At 67.4% G+C, this 14,279-nt stretch carries 19 protein-coding genes; 8 read left to right on the plus strand and 11 right to left on the minus strand.

What is annotated here, in order from left to right; genetic code table 11:
• Positions 1 to 58 precede the first annotated feature (58 nt).
• Both ACZ6S5_RS26795 and ACZ6S5_RS26800 read right to left on the minus strand, forming a co-directional pair.
• Complete coding sequence (locus ACZ6S5_RS26795; protein ID WP_466004766.1) at positions 59 to 421, minus strand: nuclear transport factor 2 family protein; 363 nt, start codon at positions 419 to 421, stop codon at positions 59 to 61.
• A 202-nt stretch (positions 422 to 623) separates the two neighbouring features.
• Positions 624 to 1,472, minus strand: a complete 849-nt coding sequence (locus ACZ6S5_RS26800) for an RCC1 domain-containing protein (RefSeq protein WP_466004768.1) — start codon at positions 1,470 to 1,472, stop codon at positions 624 to 626.
• Positions 1,473 to 1,707: 235 nt separating this feature from the next.
• On the opposite strand from ACZ6S5_RS26800, the gene ACZ6S5_RS26805 reads away from it, so the two are divergent.
• Together ACZ6S5_RS26805 and ACZ6S5_RS26810 are read left to right on the plus strand one after the other, a co-directional pair.
• The gene (locus ACZ6S5_RS26805; protein ID WP_466004770.1) at positions 1,708 to 2,238 is read left to right on the plus strand and encodes a GNAT family N-acetyltransferase; all 531 of its coding nucleotides are present in this window, start codon (positions 1,708 to 1,710) and stop codon (positions 2,236 to 2,238) included.
• A gap of 242 nt (positions 2,239 to 2,480) precedes the next feature.
• Entirely contained in the window at positions 2,481 to 3,407 is a 927-nt protein-coding gene (locus ACZ6S5_RS26810; RefSeq protein WP_466004772.1) for a hypothetical protein, read from the plus strand.
• Between the two features lie 201 nt (positions 3,408 to 3,608).
• On the opposite strand, the gene ACZ6S5_RS26815 is transcribed toward ACZ6S5_RS26810, so the two are convergent.
• Positions 3,609 to 4,337: a winged helix-turn-helix transcriptional regulator gene (locus ACZ6S5_RS26815; RefSeq protein ID WP_466004774.1), complete on the minus strand. Its 729-nt coding sequence runs from the start codon at positions 4,335 to 4,337 to the stop codon at positions 3,609 to 3,611.
• A gap of 77 nt (positions 4,338 to 4,414) precedes the next feature.
• Between ACZ6S5_RS26815 and ACZ6S5_RS26820 the strand changes: the two genes are divergently transcribed.
• Positions 4,415 to 5,179: a DUF899 family protein gene (locus ACZ6S5_RS26820; RefSeq protein ID WP_466004776.1), complete on the plus strand. Its 765-nt coding sequence runs from the start codon at positions 4,415 to 4,417 to the stop codon at positions 5,177 to 5,179.
• 43 nt (positions 5,180 to 5,222) lie between these two features.
• Positions 5,223 to 5,822, plus strand: a complete 600-nt coding sequence (locus ACZ6S5_RS26825) for a DUF5134 domain-containing protein (protein WP_466004778.1) — start codon at positions 5,223 to 5,225, stop codon at positions 5,820 to 5,822.
• A gap of 172 nt (positions 5,823 to 5,994) precedes the next feature.
• On the opposite strand, the gene ACZ6S5_RS26830 is transcribed toward ACZ6S5_RS26825, so the two are convergent.
• From ACZ6S5_RS26830 to ACZ6S5_RS26840, 3 genes are all read right to left on the minus strand, one after another.
• The gene (locus ACZ6S5_RS26830; protein ID WP_466004780.1) at positions 5,995 to 6,459 is read right to left on the minus strand and encodes a hypothetical protein; all 465 of its coding nucleotides are present in this window, start codon (positions 6,457 to 6,459) and stop codon (positions 5,995 to 5,997) included.
• A 93-nt stretch (positions 6,460 to 6,552) separates the two neighbouring features.
• Positions 6,553 to 7,260, minus strand: a complete 708-nt coding sequence (locus ACZ6S5_RS26835; protein WP_466004782.1) for a DUF7710 domain-containing protein — start codon at positions 7,258 to 7,260, stop codon at positions 6,553 to 6,555.
• A 368-nt stretch (positions 7,261 to 7,628) separates the two neighbouring features.
• Entirely contained in the window at positions 7,629 to 7,931 is a 303-nt protein-coding gene (locus ACZ6S5_RS26840) for a hypothetical protein (RefSeq protein ID WP_466004784.1), read from the minus strand.
• A gap of 152 nt (positions 7,932 to 8,083) precedes the next feature.
• On the opposite strand from ACZ6S5_RS26840, the gene ACZ6S5_RS26845 reads away from it, so the two are divergent.
• A complete protein-coding gene (locus tag ACZ6S5_RS26845; protein WP_466004786.1) occupies positions 8,084 to 9,289 on the plus strand; it encodes a HEAT repeat domain-containing protein in 1,206 nt (401 codons plus the stop codon).
• Between the two features lie 223 nt (positions 9,290 to 9,512).
• Here ACZ6S5_RS26845 and ACZ6S5_RS26850 read toward each other — a convergent pair whose 3' ends face one another.
• The gene (locus ACZ6S5_RS26850) at positions 9,513 to 10,076 is read right to left on the minus strand and encodes an ArsR/SmtB family transcription factor (protein WP_466004788.1); all 564 of its coding nucleotides are present in this window, start codon (positions 10,074 to 10,076) and stop codon (positions 9,513 to 9,515) included.
• A gap of 65 nt (positions 10,077 to 10,141) precedes the next feature.
• Between ACZ6S5_RS26850 and ACZ6S5_RS26855 the strand changes: the two genes are divergently transcribed.
• Positions 10,142 to 10,711, plus strand: coding sequence for a dienelactone hydrolase family protein (locus ACZ6S5_RS26855; protein WP_466004790.1), 570 nt, complete (start codon positions 10,142 to 10,144; stop codon positions 10,709 to 10,711).
• A 186-nt stretch (positions 10,712 to 10,897) separates the two neighbouring features.
• On the opposite strand, the gene ACZ6S5_RS26860 is transcribed toward ACZ6S5_RS26855, so the two are convergent.
• Genes ACZ6S5_RS26860 through ACZ6S5_RS26870 form a run of 3 tightly spaced genes read right to left on the minus strand, consistent with a single transcriptional unit; the run spans position 10,898 to position 12,131 of the window.
• Positions 10,898 to 11,293, minus strand: coding sequence for a VOC family protein (locus ACZ6S5_RS26860; RefSeq protein ID WP_466004792.1), 396 nt, complete (start codon positions 11,291 to 11,293; stop codon positions 10,898 to 10,900).
• Positions 11,293 to 11,817, minus strand: coding sequence for an SRPBCC domain-containing protein (locus ACZ6S5_RS26865; RefSeq protein ID WP_466004794.1), 525 nt, complete (start codon positions 11,815 to 11,817; stop codon positions 11,293 to 11,295). The genes ACZ6S5_RS26860 and ACZ6S5_RS26865 overlap by 1 nt, the downstream gene beginning before the upstream one ends.
• Complete coding sequence (locus tag ACZ6S5_RS26870; protein ID WP_466004796.1) at positions 11,814 to 12,131, minus strand: ArsR/SmtB family transcription factor; 318 nt, start codon at positions 12,129 to 12,131, stop codon at positions 11,814 to 11,816. Before ACZ6S5_RS26870 ends, ACZ6S5_RS26865 begins: the two co-directional genes overlap by 4 nt.
• Before the next feature lie 341 nt (positions 12,132 to 12,472).
• Between ACZ6S5_RS26870 and ACZ6S5_RS26875 the strand changes: the two genes are divergently transcribed.
• Positions 12,473 to 13,000: a P-loop nucleotide/nucleoside kinase family protein gene (locus ACZ6S5_RS26875; RefSeq protein WP_466004797.1), complete on the plus strand. Its 528-nt coding sequence runs from the start codon at positions 12,473 to 12,475 to the stop codon at positions 12,998 to 13,000.
• A 502-nt stretch (positions 13,001 to 13,502) separates the two neighbouring features.
• Entirely contained in the window at positions 13,503 to 13,811 is a 309-nt protein-coding gene (locus ACZ6S5_RS26880; RefSeq protein WP_466004799.1) for an HAD family hydrolase, read from the plus strand.
• A gap of 214 nt (positions 13,812 to 14,025) precedes the next feature.
• On the opposite strand, the gene ACZ6S5_RS26885 is transcribed toward ACZ6S5_RS26880, so the two are convergent.
• A partial coding sequence (locus ACZ6S5_RS26885; RefSeq protein ID WP_466004800.1) for a hypothetical protein occupies positions 14,026 to 14,279 on the minus strand: 254 nt, incomplete at its 5' end.

Consider the following 14,279-nt stretch of genomic DNA (forward strand, 5'->3'; position numbering starts at 1 on the left):
ATTCTCCACGAGGTGAGCCCACCGTGGGGTACCCCCTCGATGTCTTCGAATGTCCCCGTCACGCGCCGCCGAGGGAGCTGAACTGGATGCCGGCGAGCCGCCAGCCCTCAGGCAGTTCGACCCAGGTCTGGCTGACGCGGACGGTCAACGCCATCTCCTGCCCACGCCAGGTCGACTGGCTGCGCTGGACGCAACGGACGATAGCCGCGTGGCCGTAGAAGAACGCCTCTACGTCGCTGCTCTTCAAGCTGGTGTAGGCGAACTCGGCGAACTTGCCGACCCACTGTGCTTTATCAAGCACGTAGCCCTGCTCACCGATGGACCGAAAGTCGTCGGCCAGCAACATGTTCAGCGCCTCAGTGTCGGCACGGAGCTCGGCCTCATCGAAGGCACGCTGGAGCCGATGGACGTCTGAGATCACAAACAGATCTTGCCCTCTGGTGCGTTCGGGGTGGAAACCGGCCCGGCATCACCCCGCACGACCCGGGCACGGCAAGGCATTCGCTCATCGGTCACGTCCGGATGCCCGGCACCGGCGATCCGGCTACCTTCCGTGACGAGCGCCTCGCGGCAGTTGAGGTGTCGGCCTGCGACCGGCGGCAGAGCGTGCTTGCGTGTATCCCTTAGTTGGGCGGGCGGATGGCGCCCCAGCCGGTGATGTCGCACTGACCGTGGGCGTTGCTTCCGGCGGCGACAACTGTTCCGTCCGCGCGTAGTCCGAGAGTGTGGGTGGATCCGGCCGCCACCGCGACGATCTCGCGCCAGTCGGCTACGTCGCACTGGTCGGAATCGTTGCTGCCCGCGGCCACGACTCGGCCAGCCGCGGTGACTCCGACGGTGTGGTAGCTCCCGGCCGCCACTGCGACGACGTCCCGCCAAGCACTGACGTCACAGGCGCCCGCGGATTGATCACCGACCGCAAGGACGCGGCCGTCGTTGGTGAGACCGACCGTGTGCAGGTAGCCGGCGGCGACGGCCGTAACGCCACGCCATGTGTCGATCGCGCACTGCCCGCGGCGATCGTTCCCCACGGCGACGGTGGTTCCATCGGCTGTGAGGCCCACCGAATGCCAGTCGCCGCAAGCCACCGCGACGATCCCACGCCATTGGCTCACGTTGCATGCACCATCGCGGAGCCGTCCCGCAGCCAGCACGGTGCCGTCACCAAGGAGCCCCAACGTGCGGCGCCAGCCCGCGGCGACAAATGTGACGTCCCGCCATGAGGTGACGTCGCACTGCCCGTCGCCGTTCCAGCCCGTCGCCATCACCGTGCCGTCCGCACGCAGGCCGACGCTATGGGACCTTCCAGTGTTCGACGCCGTATGCACGTTGCCCGCCGCTACGGCGACCACATCGACCCAGTCCTCGACCCGACACTCACCAGATGTCCCAGTGCCGGCCGCAACCACGGTGCCGTCGGCGCACAGCCCCAACGAGTGTCGTCGTCCGGCGGCGATGACAGGACCAGTCACGTGCACAGCATCGCGGATTACGTGATGCTGGGCAGACTCGGCCCCGTTCCATGGCCCTCCAGGCTGATGAGCGTCGCCACAAGGTCGTCGAGATTCCGGACCTCCAGCACTCGCCCATCGGCACGACCGGAAGTAGAGCTGTCCGCCCAACAACTACCGTGCGTGACGCTCGGTCGGTGGCAGCTGTGTACGAAGGGTAGGGGTGCGTCGGTGGGCGCTGGCTAGGCTGGACCGCGTGCGTACCATCGCGAGCGACCGCCTTCTGCTGCGCCCGTGGCGCGAGGACGACGCCGACTTCCTTCTGGATCTCGAGTCGCGCTGGGAGGTTATGCGCTTCTTGGGGGCGCATCCCACGATCATGAGCACCCGCCAGGACGCGCTCGCCTCGATCGCACGCCGGCGGGCCATCGACGACCTGATCCACGGAATCTGGGCCATCACCACAGCGGCGGACGGCCGACCGGTGGGAAACCTCCTGCTCAAGCCGATTCCCCTGTCGGCCGGCGAACCCTCCGGCGGGCCGACCGATGCCGAGATCGGCTGGCACCTACATCCGGACGTCTGGGGACACGGATACGCCACCGAAGCAGCAGAGGCGGTTCTCGACGATGCATTCAGCCGCGGCCTGGCGAAGGTCCTCGCCGTCACGGATCCCGACAACCACGCCTCCCAGGCCGTCTGCCGGCGGCTCGGCATGACGCACCTCGGTCGCACGACGAGGTACTACGACACTCCGAACGAACTTTTCGAGAAGCTAGCCGGCTGATCGGCACCGTCCGGCTCCGTTCACTCGGCGTGACACTTCCGTGACGAGCGGATCGGGGCAAATCCGGATAGCGGATCTGGAACTCCGCCAGTTGGCAAGTCGCCGTCCCTTGCATCCGGGCCTCCGCCTGGCCATGATCAAAGCATGGTTGAGAGAACGGACACCAGTACCGCCTGGTGAGCGGGCCAACTGCACGGCTGCGCATCTGGCGCGCCCTACCCGACCGCTATGCGGACAGGAATGTGGCAGCTTCCACGGTCGACGCCGCCGGACGCGTCATCGCGCTACTGGTCGCTCCGGATGCGACCTGTACCGAGCGTGGAGCCGCGCTCCAGCCGTACGCCGCGACCGCGGTCGTCATCGACGGCAGCGATATCACCGAGGTCGCCATCCCAGAACTCGACCTGCGGTTCTCCAAGATCGACGTCCTCGGTGACGGCTTCGTCCTGGCGGCAGCACGATGCCGGATGCCCACCGGTCCGGCGGCCACCACGGTCGCCGAACTCGAGGCACAGATCCCCCACAACGCGCGCATCGTCAACGCCGACGGCTCGTTCCGAACCACCTTCCACGCCGGCGACGGCATCGAGCAGCTGATGGTCGACCGGGCGGGCAACATCTGGATCAGTTATTTTGACGAGGCCTCCATCTGCGCGCCGCATCCGGTCAGACAGAACCGCACGCAACCGCCCCACCGCACGGGCATGTCCATGCCCGGCCTTATTCGTTGGACCGCGACCGGCGACGCCGCCTGGTATGCGCTCCAAGATCGGAACGGCCCAGCGAGCTGGGTCGACTGCTACGCGCTCAACGTCGGCGCCCACCGCACCTGGGCGTATCCGTACCCCGGCTTTCCACTTGTGGAGATCGGCCAGGACGGGGTGCGCTGCGTACGTCGAACGCCCGTCCGCTCCGCGGGTGGCGTCATCGTTGCCGGCCAGCGTGTGGCGTTCGTGGCCGGCCAGGGACACGGCCCGCGAGCAGCCGGCCGCTACTTGGTCACCTTTTCCCGCATCATCGACGGCCCGGTCGAAGCCACCACGACGGCGCCGCTTCTTCTGCCCACTGGCCAGCGCCCAACCACCTGGGCACGGCGAACAGTGTGCCGGGACAACCGAATGTGGATGCAGTTCGGCGACGAACGAACCTGGTACGTCCTCACCGTGTGAGCGAGTCGCCGTCGGCTCGGGTGGTTGTACCCAGCCCCACGACACGCACCGTTCTCGGCAAGTCCGAACGTCGGCTCCATTCGCTTGACATGACGCTCCGTAACGCGCGGATCGCGGCTACCTGCGTGCACGTGACCTTGGTCGACGTCGGGCCGGGGTGTCGACCAGAACAGGGCGAGCCCTATCGAGCGAGACAGTGGGTCACCTCTCGGGCAGCCTCTGGTGGCGATCCGCGCGCCCTCCTTGGTCGGGGGTGCCGCTTGGGTGCTTTTTCGTGGATGCCGGGGCGTGCACGCCCGCGACGAGATGGCGGACGGCCTCGGGATCGCCGATGATGACGGCGCCGTCGGCTGCGAGCCCGGTGAGGTCGTCGCTGCCGAAGGCGGCGAGGAGGGCATTCGTCGTGGTGGTCAGGATGGCGTCCGGCTCGTCGGGTGGCTCGTGGGTGACCTGGGCGCCGGCCGGCGTGAGGCGGACGCCGAACACTCCGGCGGGACCGTGGTCGCGTAGTTCGATCCGGAGCGACATCTCGGGCTGCTCCGGTGTCGGCTCGAAGTAGGTGCGGATGCTCAGCATGGCGCTGTCCGTGCTGACGAAGAGCTGTTCCGCGGTTGGCGGGGCGGCAAGGGCCCAGGTGCCCAGCGCGAGCACGATCGGCTCGAGGCCGCGACCCCAGGCGGTCAGCTCGTAGACCCGCACATTGCCTGGCGCAGGCAGTTGCCGGCGGCGTAGGACGCCCGCGTCGGCCAGCTCGCGCAGCCGGTCGGACAGTGCGTTCGGGCTGGCGGTGGGGAGCGCCTGCTGGAGGTCGGTGAACCGTTTCGGCCCGAGCAGCAGCTCGCGCACCACGAGCAGCGACCACCGCTCGCCCACGATGTCGAGGCCGCGCGCGACGCCGCAGGCCTGCCGATAACCCCGCTGGACCGGCACAGAACACCTCCCTCTCGGACTTGCTCAATCCTAGCAGCTGCTATTAGCCTCATAGCGAGCGATGCGAGGAGGAACCCATGACCACCCCAGCAGCACCCACACCCCCGATCACCGACCGCGAGACCTGGCAGAAGCAACTCGACGAGCTCCGGCTCCGCGAGAAGGCGCACACCCGCGAGGGCGACGCCATCGCCGCGGCCCGCCGGCGGCTGCCGATGGTCGAGGTCGACCCGACCACCCATCTGATCGGCGCCGACGGCCCGGTGCCCCTGCTCGACGCCTTCGAGGGGAGAACCCAGCTGTTCGCCTCGTACCACATGTGGCACACGGGCAGGCCGGCTGCCGACCAGTGCGAGGGCTGCACGTTCTTCACCGGCCAGGTGCTCGAGCTGTCCTACCTGCACTCGCGCGACGTCACGTTCGCGGTCTTCTGCCAGGGGCCGGTCGAGGAGACATCGCGCTACCGCGACTTCATGGGCTGGCAGGCGCCCTGGTACTCGGTGCCGGCAGAGTCGCTGGACTCCCTGGTCGCCGGGCGGGCGTTCGGGATGAAGGCGTGTTACCTGCGCCAGGGCGACCGGGTGTTCGAGACCTACTGGACCACCGGGCGGGGCGTCGAGGCGATGGCGCCGTCGTACGGCCTGCTCGACATGACCGTCCACGGCCGCCAGGAGGACTGGGAGGACTCGCCGCAAGGCTGGCCGCAGCGCTTCCGGACCGACGGCGACCAGTTCCGGCTCGACGGGCGGCCCACCTCGCAGTGGTCGCGCCTCGCCGCCGGCCGTGATGACGACCTGGGCGCCACCGCGCCCACTGGCAGCACGCACCAGTGCTGCCACTGAGGTCCAGCGCCCGCCGGAGGCCCCGCCACCGCTCGTGGGGCCGATGATCGGCATTGCCCCCCTCCGATGGCTGCTGACAGTGGCGTTCGGAGGGGCGGCAGCCTTTCACCTGCTCCGGTGCCTGCGCCCACCCGCCGCGTGGCCCTCTCCGGTGGCGGAGCATCGACTCTCCGAGATGTCGCACCTGGTCATGGGCCTATCGATGATCGCGATGATCTGGCCGTGGGGCGCGGCGGTCCCGGCAGCTGCCTGGATCACCGTTTTCCTGATGTCGACGGGGTGGTTCCTCGTGCGGGCGGTGCGGACGCCGCGACGTCGTACGGTCCCGGTGTTCTTCGCCACCGCGACAGGGACGATGGTGTGGATGGGTGCCTCGACATTGGGGCGCGCCTCCGCCGGCGGTCACGGCGGCATGGACATGGCCGGGATGGGTCATGCGCCGGCCGGGAGTGCCGGATGGGTCGGTGCGCTGCTCGGGGGCTACCTGGTACTCGCTGCACTCTGGTGGGTCGGCCGCGGAATGCGCATCAGTGGACTGTCCCCGGCGACGACGGGCGCGGTGGCCTGTCCGCTGGACTGGTCGGCGCTGTGCCACGGTGTGATGAGCGCGGGTTTGGGCATCGCCCTGCTGGCGATGGCATGAACGACGGTCGCCAGGCGGGACGCTTGCGGCGCAGGTTAGATCGGACATCCGCTCTTCGGCAGTTCAGGATGCCGCGCATCACGGGACGCCGACCACCGAGCGTGACGGCTCGGCGTCTACCTGCGCGCACGGGCGGCGGCAGATCCGTGCACTCCAATCCGACGATGCCTGGTTAGAGCGGTGACATCACCAGCTCGACGTGTTGCGCTTCCGCCGGGTCGTCCACGTTGAACTGCAGCAACCAGCGACCCGGCTGAAGCGCGACTTCGTCGCTGTCGTCGGCATCACCGATGTAGAGCCCTCCCGAGGGAACCTCGAAGGCGACTTCATATGGCAAACCGTCAACCCGCTGAGACGTCACCCGGACATCGAGGGTGACGTCAGCTTCCCCCTCGTCAACCGCGCCAGCATGGACGACCAGAACAGCGACATGCGAAGCCGTGGAGAGCACTGGACCCTCGCCGTTGTGGAAATCGATATCAAAGTCCGCCTCGCAATCGGCGTCGCTGATGTAGATAGCACCCCAGTAGTACGGACGGACCCGTCGTACGCTTTGATCTTCTGCTATGACGCCGGACCTTATCCCTAGATCCCGACCACGCCGGAACGAGGTGCCGACGACATCGCTTCCGCGCACGAATAACGGCCGCTTCTCGGCACGTCCGGATGCAGGCGCCCGCGATCCGGTTGCCTTCCGTGACGAGCGCTTCGCAGCATGAGCGGGCGTCTGTCAATCTCGACGGCCGTCGGTCAGGTGGATGTGCCGTAGCCCCGGCCCGAACCCGGCGACGTGTTCCGGGGTGCCGTGGTGCGCTTTCGACGGCCTGAAGCGGCCTTCGCTGACGGCTACGTCGTAAGCACCGCCGATGGCGTACTCGGCGAGGATCCCGGTCGCGTGGTGTTCGGCCGCCCAGTTGAGGCCGGCGTCCAGATTGTCGAACACACCGGATGCGAACTCGGCGCGTTCACCGTGGAATATCCAGACGGTTGACCTGACCGGGCTCAACTGATCACGAGGAGGTTTGCGGTGCAGACCCTCCGGCGTGAACGAGAACGCGTCGGCGAACCTGCCGGGCCGATGACGTACGGCGAGCACCATCGCTTCGGGACGCGGGCCTTGATGGCGCGCCTCTGGCGCCGTGTGGGGGAGGGCGCTTCCCAGGTGGAAGCAGATCAGGTCGTGGTCGGGATCGGTCGCGGAATAGGCGAGCGTCTTGGAATGCGTAGGACTCGTCGGGCCGATCCAGAGCGACGGGTAGCCGAACGTGTCGATGAGCTCGGGCAGCGTCCGGTCCTGCATCACCCACCCGTCGATGTCGGTGCTCAACAGCTGAAATTCCATCTGCGACAACGCCCGGTCCAGTTCCAGCCAGCCGAGCCGATGAGCGACCTCGGCGTACATGGAGGCGGTGGCATCACGCAAGGCATCCGCCGGCAAGATGTTGCTGTAGGCCCCATGACGCCCGTCGCGGTGAACGCATCGCGGTCGCGCAGTCCATCGCATTCGGCCCACCACCGTTCCAAGCTGCCGTCCACGGCGGCCATCGCCTCGAGGAGAAGCCGTTCGGCCATCTCGTCCCTGCCGTACATGCCAGGGCGCCGAAGCACATCGTTCACCCGGTTGAGGTGATGCTGACCCGCCTCACCGAGGCCCAGTCCAAAATCCTCACTCGTGCTCATCGCTGCCGATCATGGCACTCGCACAGGCTCCGGGACATCCGCACATCGGCAAGAGCGTGCGTGCCGCCGAGGCTGGTCGTCACGGTGCGTAGCACGCAACTCGCGGCAGATCCGCGCACCCCGACCTTAGCCAACCGGTGCCGCGTGACGCGCGATTAGGGTCTGCGCATGCGGCATGACATCGTTCTGCGGCTCGACCGCGTAACCGCCGAAGATCTGTACGTCGCGCTGTACGAGGCCGGAGAGCACATCGCGGCTGGCGCAGCCATCACTCCGCCCACCGCCGAGGAGGCCGAGCGGCTGGGCACTCTCCTGCGGGACCTGGGCCACGCCCTTGGCCGTCGTTGCTCTCCGTACTGCGACCATCTTTAGCTGGTAGGGGGTCGCGCGCGACAGCGGCAGATGCGGATGCCTGGTCATGCCGAACATGGTCTTACGCCTTCATGCCGTGCATGGTGCCTACGACCGGTGACGGCCGGGCGAGCACCACATTGGCCCCTGTCCGCGGGACAGGTCAGGACTAGGAAGGGGCCGCTGAGTCTCCCGTCGTTGTGTCGCTGGTCGGCGGTAGGTTCCCGGTCATGTTGGAGAGACTGTCGGATGTAGCGTGGGCTGAATTGGAGCACGCGTATGGGTCTGCGGCTGACGTTCCCGACCTCATTCGTGGGCTGCGGGCAGCCGACCCGGAGGTGCGTAAGAAGGCGCGTCGGCACCTGTACGGCAACATCTTCCACCAAGGTACGCGGTACGAGGCGAGTGCGTACGCCGTGCCATTCCTGCTTGAGTTGCTGGCAGACCCGGCCACACCGGAACGGGCCGCGATCCTGGAACTGCTGACGTCGTTGGCGATCGGGTACGACGAGTCCTGGTTGCCCGATACGTTCCCCGTCGCCTCCTATCGGCAGCGAGCTGTGGGTGGCGAGCAGTTGCTGCAGGCAGCGCCGATCCCGACCGGTGGCGAGGACGACGACAGCAGTTATCAGTACTGGGAGTCGCTGGATGAGCGGCAGCAGGAGCAGTTGTTCGCGTACATCGAACTCGCCGTCTATGACGCGGTTCGCGCCGGTGTGCCACTGTATTGCGCCTTGCTGGGTGACGAGGATCCGCGGATGCGGGTAGCCGCCGCATATGTCGTGGCCTGGTTCAGCGAGGATGCTGCGACAAGCGTTGGCCCGCTGACGTATGCCGCCGGCGACCCTCAAGCGTCGGTGGCCGCAACGGCGTTGATCGCGCTCGGACTGATTTGTACTGACGACCGGGTTGCCGCGCAGACCGTTCATGCCGCGCTGACCGATCGCAGGGACCTCGTCCGCTGGGGTGCGGCTGTCGCGCTCGCCCGGTTACATGGCCCCGCCGCCGACGCGGCCGTGGCTACCGAGTTGCTGACCTGGGCTGGCGGAGACGGCCCAAGTCGCGTCGAGATCCCCTACCTCGAGGGCAACGTCGCCGGTTACGCCGGACTGGCGCTGCGTCACCTCGGCGATGTCCATGCCGGCACCGCCTTCGACGCGCTCCTCACCCGGATTCCAGCGGTCAGCGGCCCAGAGGCCCTACCGATTGTAGGCGAGGCTCTGCGCCGTGCGTTCCCGGCCGGGCCGGTCACGGCGGACGTCTGTTTCGCCGTCATGGACGAGCGACAGCAACGTCTACTACTGGCCTTGGCCGCGTCCCCGACCACCTGGGGATGGGGGCAGTTCGCGATGTTTGGCAACTTCACCCTGATGCTCAGCGCGTATGGCCTCCCGTCCGACATCGGAGCCATGAATTCCTTCGTGAGTGGCCGCTGAGTTCAAGCGCCCCACCCGGATCCCAGCAGATTCGCGTGTGAGCGGCCCCGGCACGCCGTCACGCCGGATAGCGCGACTCGTGGCAGATCCGGGCACTCCGCCATGGCATTGCGACAGGATCCGGAGCACTCTGATGACCGCAAGCCGCAAACGCGAGGCACCTCTTTGGTTGCCGAATCCGAGACTGCGCGCCGAACGATCACGCGCTTCTCGAGTAGGTGCGTCAGTCCGCTGTTGGGAGGGTCGGGTGGTCTGTTGGGTAGATGCCGATCGCGAACCCGTACATGGTTCCGCCAGACCTCGGTATCCGGTCGAACTCTTCAACCAGTTCGGCCATGCGGTCCCAGAACTCGGAGGCCCGATCCTCCGAGATGCGCGCATGCCGAATGAAGCCCCAGAGCTTTCCCTGCTCGAACGCCTTCGCGGACTCGCGTGCAGCCACCTCGAAGTCGTTGAAGTCGCCCGGCATCTGTTCGCCGGCGGGTGATGGCTCGGCTGCCACGTAGAACATGCGCGCGGTGCGCCCGTAGAAGCGCTCCTCGATCGCCCGCACCTTCCGCGTGCGTACCACCTGGAGCAGGCCGTTGCGGGTGAGCACGTCCACGTGGTGCGCGACCGTGCTCTTGGGGCGCTCGACTGCCTCCGCCAACTCGGTCACGGTCGCGGCCCGCTCGTGGAGGAGCTGCAGGATCACCGTGCGGAGCGGGTGGCCGATGGCCTTCACCTGGTCCGGTCTGGTCAGCGCGATCCGATCGGCTAGCTCGTAGTCCGGGGGGTTGTCGGCCATGGCACAACAGACTAGCATCGCAGAACGTTCCAAAAAATTCGATCGTTTCCAAGGAGTTCAACGCCGTGACCGACGTGCTGCTCTACCACCACATCCAAGGCCTGACCGACGGGGTCCTGAGCTTCGCCGACAGCCTGCGACAGACCGGGCATACCGTGCACACGCCGGACCTGTTCGACGGCCGCACCTTCGGCAGCATCGAAGAGGGGTTCGGATTCGCTCGAGAGCTGGGGCTCGACGCGATCCGGAAGCGCGGGGCCGCCGCGGCCGACGAACTCGGCCCCGGGCTCGTCTACGCCGGGTTCTCCTTCGGCGTGACCATCGCCCAGCGGCTCGCTCAGACCCGGCCCGGTGCCCGCGGGGCACTCCTCATCGACTCCTGCCTCCCGGTCGCAGAATTCGGAGAGAAGTGGCCCGAGGGCGTGCCCGTGCAGATCCACGGCAAGAAAGACGACGAGTTCTTCGACGAGGACCTGCCGGCCGCACGCGAGCTCGCCGCCTCCACGCCGGCCGCCGAGCTATTCGTCTATCCCGGCGACCAGCACCTCTTCGCCGACTCCTCTCTCGACGCGTACGATCCCGAGGCGTCCGCGCTGCTTATGGAGCGGGTGCTGGCGTTCCTGGCCTCCGTCTGACCATCGCGGCCCAACTGATATGGAGTGAGGTCCTGTCAAGGGCAGGGTGAGGCGCCCGCTCTGAGGGATTGGGGCAGGTGCCTCGTGCTTGGTCGTCCTGCGCCTGGTGAGCGCGCCGCTCCTCGTCGCTCGTCTGGTCGAGCGGGTCGGCCCTCGGTCCCGCTGGGCACCGCTACAGGAGCTGCTTCACGTGCCGTCGGTCTCGTCGTCGATCTGTGCGCTGGCCCAGGTGGACAGGCAGAACGGGTGGCCCGCCGGATCGGAGTACACGAAGCAGTGGTCGGAGTTCGGCTGGAATTCGAAGCGGGTGGCTCCAGCGGCGAGGACCCGTGCCCCGGTGGCTGCGAGGTCGTCGACGAAGAAGTCGAGGTGCATCTGCATCGGTACGGTGCCCGCCGGCCACACCGGCGGGCGGAAGTCGTCGACCTGCTGGAAGGCGATGTCTGCGTTGGGTCCGGTGACGGTCGCCCAGCGGACGTTGCCCTTCGCCACGCCGCCGGTGACCACGGCGTAGAACCTGGCCAAGGCGATCGCGTCGGGTGCGTTGACGGTGACACCGCTTAGCCTGATCATGTCGGACATCAGTCGATCGCCATCTGCTCGTAGGTCGGTGTGAGATCTGTCCAACGCGTGCGCCAGCCCGGCTCCGGTGACCGCTCTGTCCAGGGTTCGGGACCGGCCGTGACCCCGCCCCCGAGCGACCGCCCGAGATCCTCCAGGTGGGCCTGCCATCCGGCGCCATGGAAGTAGAGGCGTTCCAGTGGCAGGCCACGCTCCTCGACGACCAGGCGTGTCCTGGAGCCCTCCTGGGTCAGCCATGCCTCGATCTGGGCCTCGTCGCTGGTGCCCGGCGCGGTGGTGAGCAGCAGATGGTGGGGTTTCTCGCAGGCGTCGATGCGCCCGGGACCCGTCCAGGTGCTGGTGAACACGGCGTGGATCGAGCCGCCGACCCGCAGGTCGCCGGAGACCTTGGCGATCCAGCGTGCAAGCCGTTCCGGGCTCGTGCACGCCTCCCACAAATCGTCGATGTCGGTGTCGTAGACGTCCTCGACCCGTACCGCACCGCGCGTTCTGTCCAGCGACCGCATGGTTCCGATGATCTTCACTTTCGCGCCTTCTTTCCTCGGGCGATCTCCGTGTGTAGGGCGTCGAGTCGGTTCCGCCAGAGCGCGCGGTACGGCTCCAGCCACTGGTCCACCTCGACCAGCGCCTCCGGTCGGAGGGTGTAGATGCGCCGCTGCGCGTCCTGACGGACGTCGACCAGTCCGACCTCCCGCAGCACGCGTAGGTGCCGGGACACCCCCGGGCGGGCGATCGGCAGGGCCTCCGCGAGCTCGCCGGCCGTCGCCGGGTGACTGCGGAGGATCTCCAGCACCGTGCGCCGGCTCGGGTCTGCCAGTGCCTGCAATACCGCATCCATGATGGCCAAAAGCGTAACTGACTGGGTACGTAACAACAAGGGTACATAGCGACCTGGTCGCGGGGAAGGGCGACGTGTGACGAGGGCCCATCGCTGGCGCGCACCGATCCTGCGCGCCCCCACCCGAACTGGCTCATCCGCGCCGACAACAGTCGCAGGGGATGGCTCTGTGGGTTTGCCAGGAGATCGATCGCGAGGAGTTCGAACGGGCGTGGGCGGCCGCACGTTGGGAAGACGGCCGGTAGTCCTATCGGTGACGGCCTGCAGCAGTGACCTACGCCCGATCCGCGGCATGACCGGATGTCAGCAATGATGAGGCGTTCGCTCGGAAGGGCGGTGAGATGGGACAACCGACACTGTTTCTGACTGTGGGACTCCCATGCACTGGGAAGACCACTGCGGCGCGGCGCATAGAGGTCGAGCAGAAGGCACTTCGTCTCACGAAGGACGAGTGGGTGAAGGCTCTCTATGGGCACGAGAATCCGCCATCGGCCCAAGACGTGATCGAAGGACGGCTCATCCAGATCGGGCTGCGCGCCCTCGAACTCGGCAACAACGTAGTGATCGACTACGGCCTCTGGAGTCGAGACGAGCGCTCCGCTCTACGGCAGGCAGCAGCGGACGTCGGCGCGACGGTGGAGATGCACTACTTCGAACTCACCCCAGCCGAGCAGCGCAGACAGCGCCAAGCCGAAGCGCCACACACCACCTGGCCCATGTCCGACGAGGAGCTCGCCGAGTGGGCTGCCAACATCGACATCCCAACGCCAGGTGAAGTGGACGGCAGTGAACCCATTGATGACCCACCGGCTGGATTCGCGACGTGGGAGGAGTGGCGCAGGCATCGCTGGCCGCCGTTGGTCTTCTGACGCCTGCTCGTCTACGCGCTGCCGCGACCGCTCGTCGGCACGGCCGCGGACCGGCTGCGGCTGGCCACCGTGACGGAGAGCGACGAGCGACCAGCGGCATGAGCGCGTTGCTGCGCTGGAGTTCGCGCTGCCCTGGCGGCCGGTAGCGTTCGACCGTGATCCGTGGAGCGGTGTTCTTTGATGTCGACGGGACGCTGACGCCGGCCAGCAGCGGGCAGCACCTCGCGGAGTTCCTCGGCCATACCAAGGTCATTCAAGAGGTGCAGGCCGGCTACGGCGCCGGCACCCTGAGCAGCCAGGAGGCTGCCGTCCTGGAAGCTCGTGGCTGGGCAACACGGACGCCCATAGAGGTCCGTGGGTTCCTGGAGTCGCTGCCACTGGTAGACGGCATTGCCGAGACAGTTCTGTGGTGCCGCCAGCGCGGGCTGGCGCCCGTGCAGGCCACGCTGGCTTGGGACGTCGTTGGCAACCATCTGTGCGACCGCTTTGGCTTCGGTCGCGCTTGCGGACCCTGGAGCTGGTTGACGGCCGCTACAGCGGGGAGGTCGCCGAGCAGCTCGACGAGCCGAGCAAGCGCGACTTCGCGGTGAGCGTGGCCGCCGAGCTGGGCGTGGACCCGAAGCGTTGCGTGGCTGTCGGCGACGGCCGCTCGGACGTGCCGCTCTTCGCTGCGGTCGGGCTGGCCATCGCCTTCAACGCAACCCCGGCGGCTCGCGCAGCCGCCCACGTATCAGTCGACGGAACCGATCTGCGGGCCGTGCTGCCACTCCTCGGCGCATGGCTGAACGCCGCGCACACATCGTCGGAATGACGAGCGCGCCGAAGGCACCGGCAGACGGACGCCGGACAGACCCACCGACCGTAGCTCCCCATGTCGGGCCGCCGGACTACCCATAGTGCCACTCCCGCTCGACGCACTGTTCTCGGCTACGTCCGGATGCAGGCACCCGCGATCCGGTTACGTTCCGTGACGAGCGCTTCCCGGCAGATGAGCGCATCCGTGATGCACGGCTGGAACGCCAAGTTCAGAGCCGTCCTGGCAGACAAGCCTCCGCTTGGCTGATCACGAGTTCCCGAATCAGGAGCAGTTCGGTAGCCGTGTTCTTGCCCGAGCTGCGTTCAACGTTGCCCCACCGGTCCAGGCAGGAGATCACGTATGTCCATTGCGCACCATTCAGCGACACTGACGTGATCTCAACAAGAATCCGGTAGGTATCGGTATTCGAAATGGGTGAGGTGGAGAGCGGCGCGGACGATGTCGCCGACCTGCCGTGGGCTG

This window comes from Micromonospora sp. NPDC051924, assembly GCF_055586005.1.

Excerpts from the sequence above, each read along its gene's own strand:
- ACZ6S5_RS26820 (WP_466004776.1), top strand. The coding sequence starts at position 4,415 with ATGACCACCCCAGCAGCACCCACACCCCCGATCACCGACCGCGAGACC.
- ACZ6S5_RS26825 (WP_466004778.1), top strand. The coding sequence starts at position 5,223 with ATGATCGGCATTGCCCCCCTCCGATGGCTGCTGACAGTGGCGTTCGGA.
- ACZ6S5_RS26840 (WP_466004784.1), bottom strand. The coding sequence starts at position 7,931 with ATGTTCGGCATGACCAGGCATCCGCATCTGCCGCTGTCGCGCGCGACC.
- ACZ6S5_RS26845 (WP_466004786.1), top strand. The coding sequence starts at position 8,084 with ATGTTGGAGAGACTGTCGGATGTAGCGTGGGCTGAATTGGAGCACGCG.
- ACZ6S5_RS26850 (WP_466004788.1), bottom strand. The coding sequence starts at position 10,076 with ATGGCCGACAACCCCCCGGACTACGAGCTAGCCGATCGGATCGCGCTG.
- ACZ6S5_RS26860 (WP_466004792.1), bottom strand. The coding sequence starts at position 11,293 with ATGTCCGACATGATCAGGCTAAGCGGTGTCACCGTCAACGCACCCGAC.
- ACZ6S5_RS26870 (WP_466004796.1), bottom strand. The coding sequence starts at position 12,131 with ATGGATGCGGTATTGCAGGCACTGGCAGACCCGAGCCGGCGCACGGTG.
- ACZ6S5_RS26875 (WP_466004797.1), top strand. The coding sequence starts at position 12,473 with ATGGGACAACCGACACTGTTTCTGACTGTGGGACTCCCATGCACTGGG.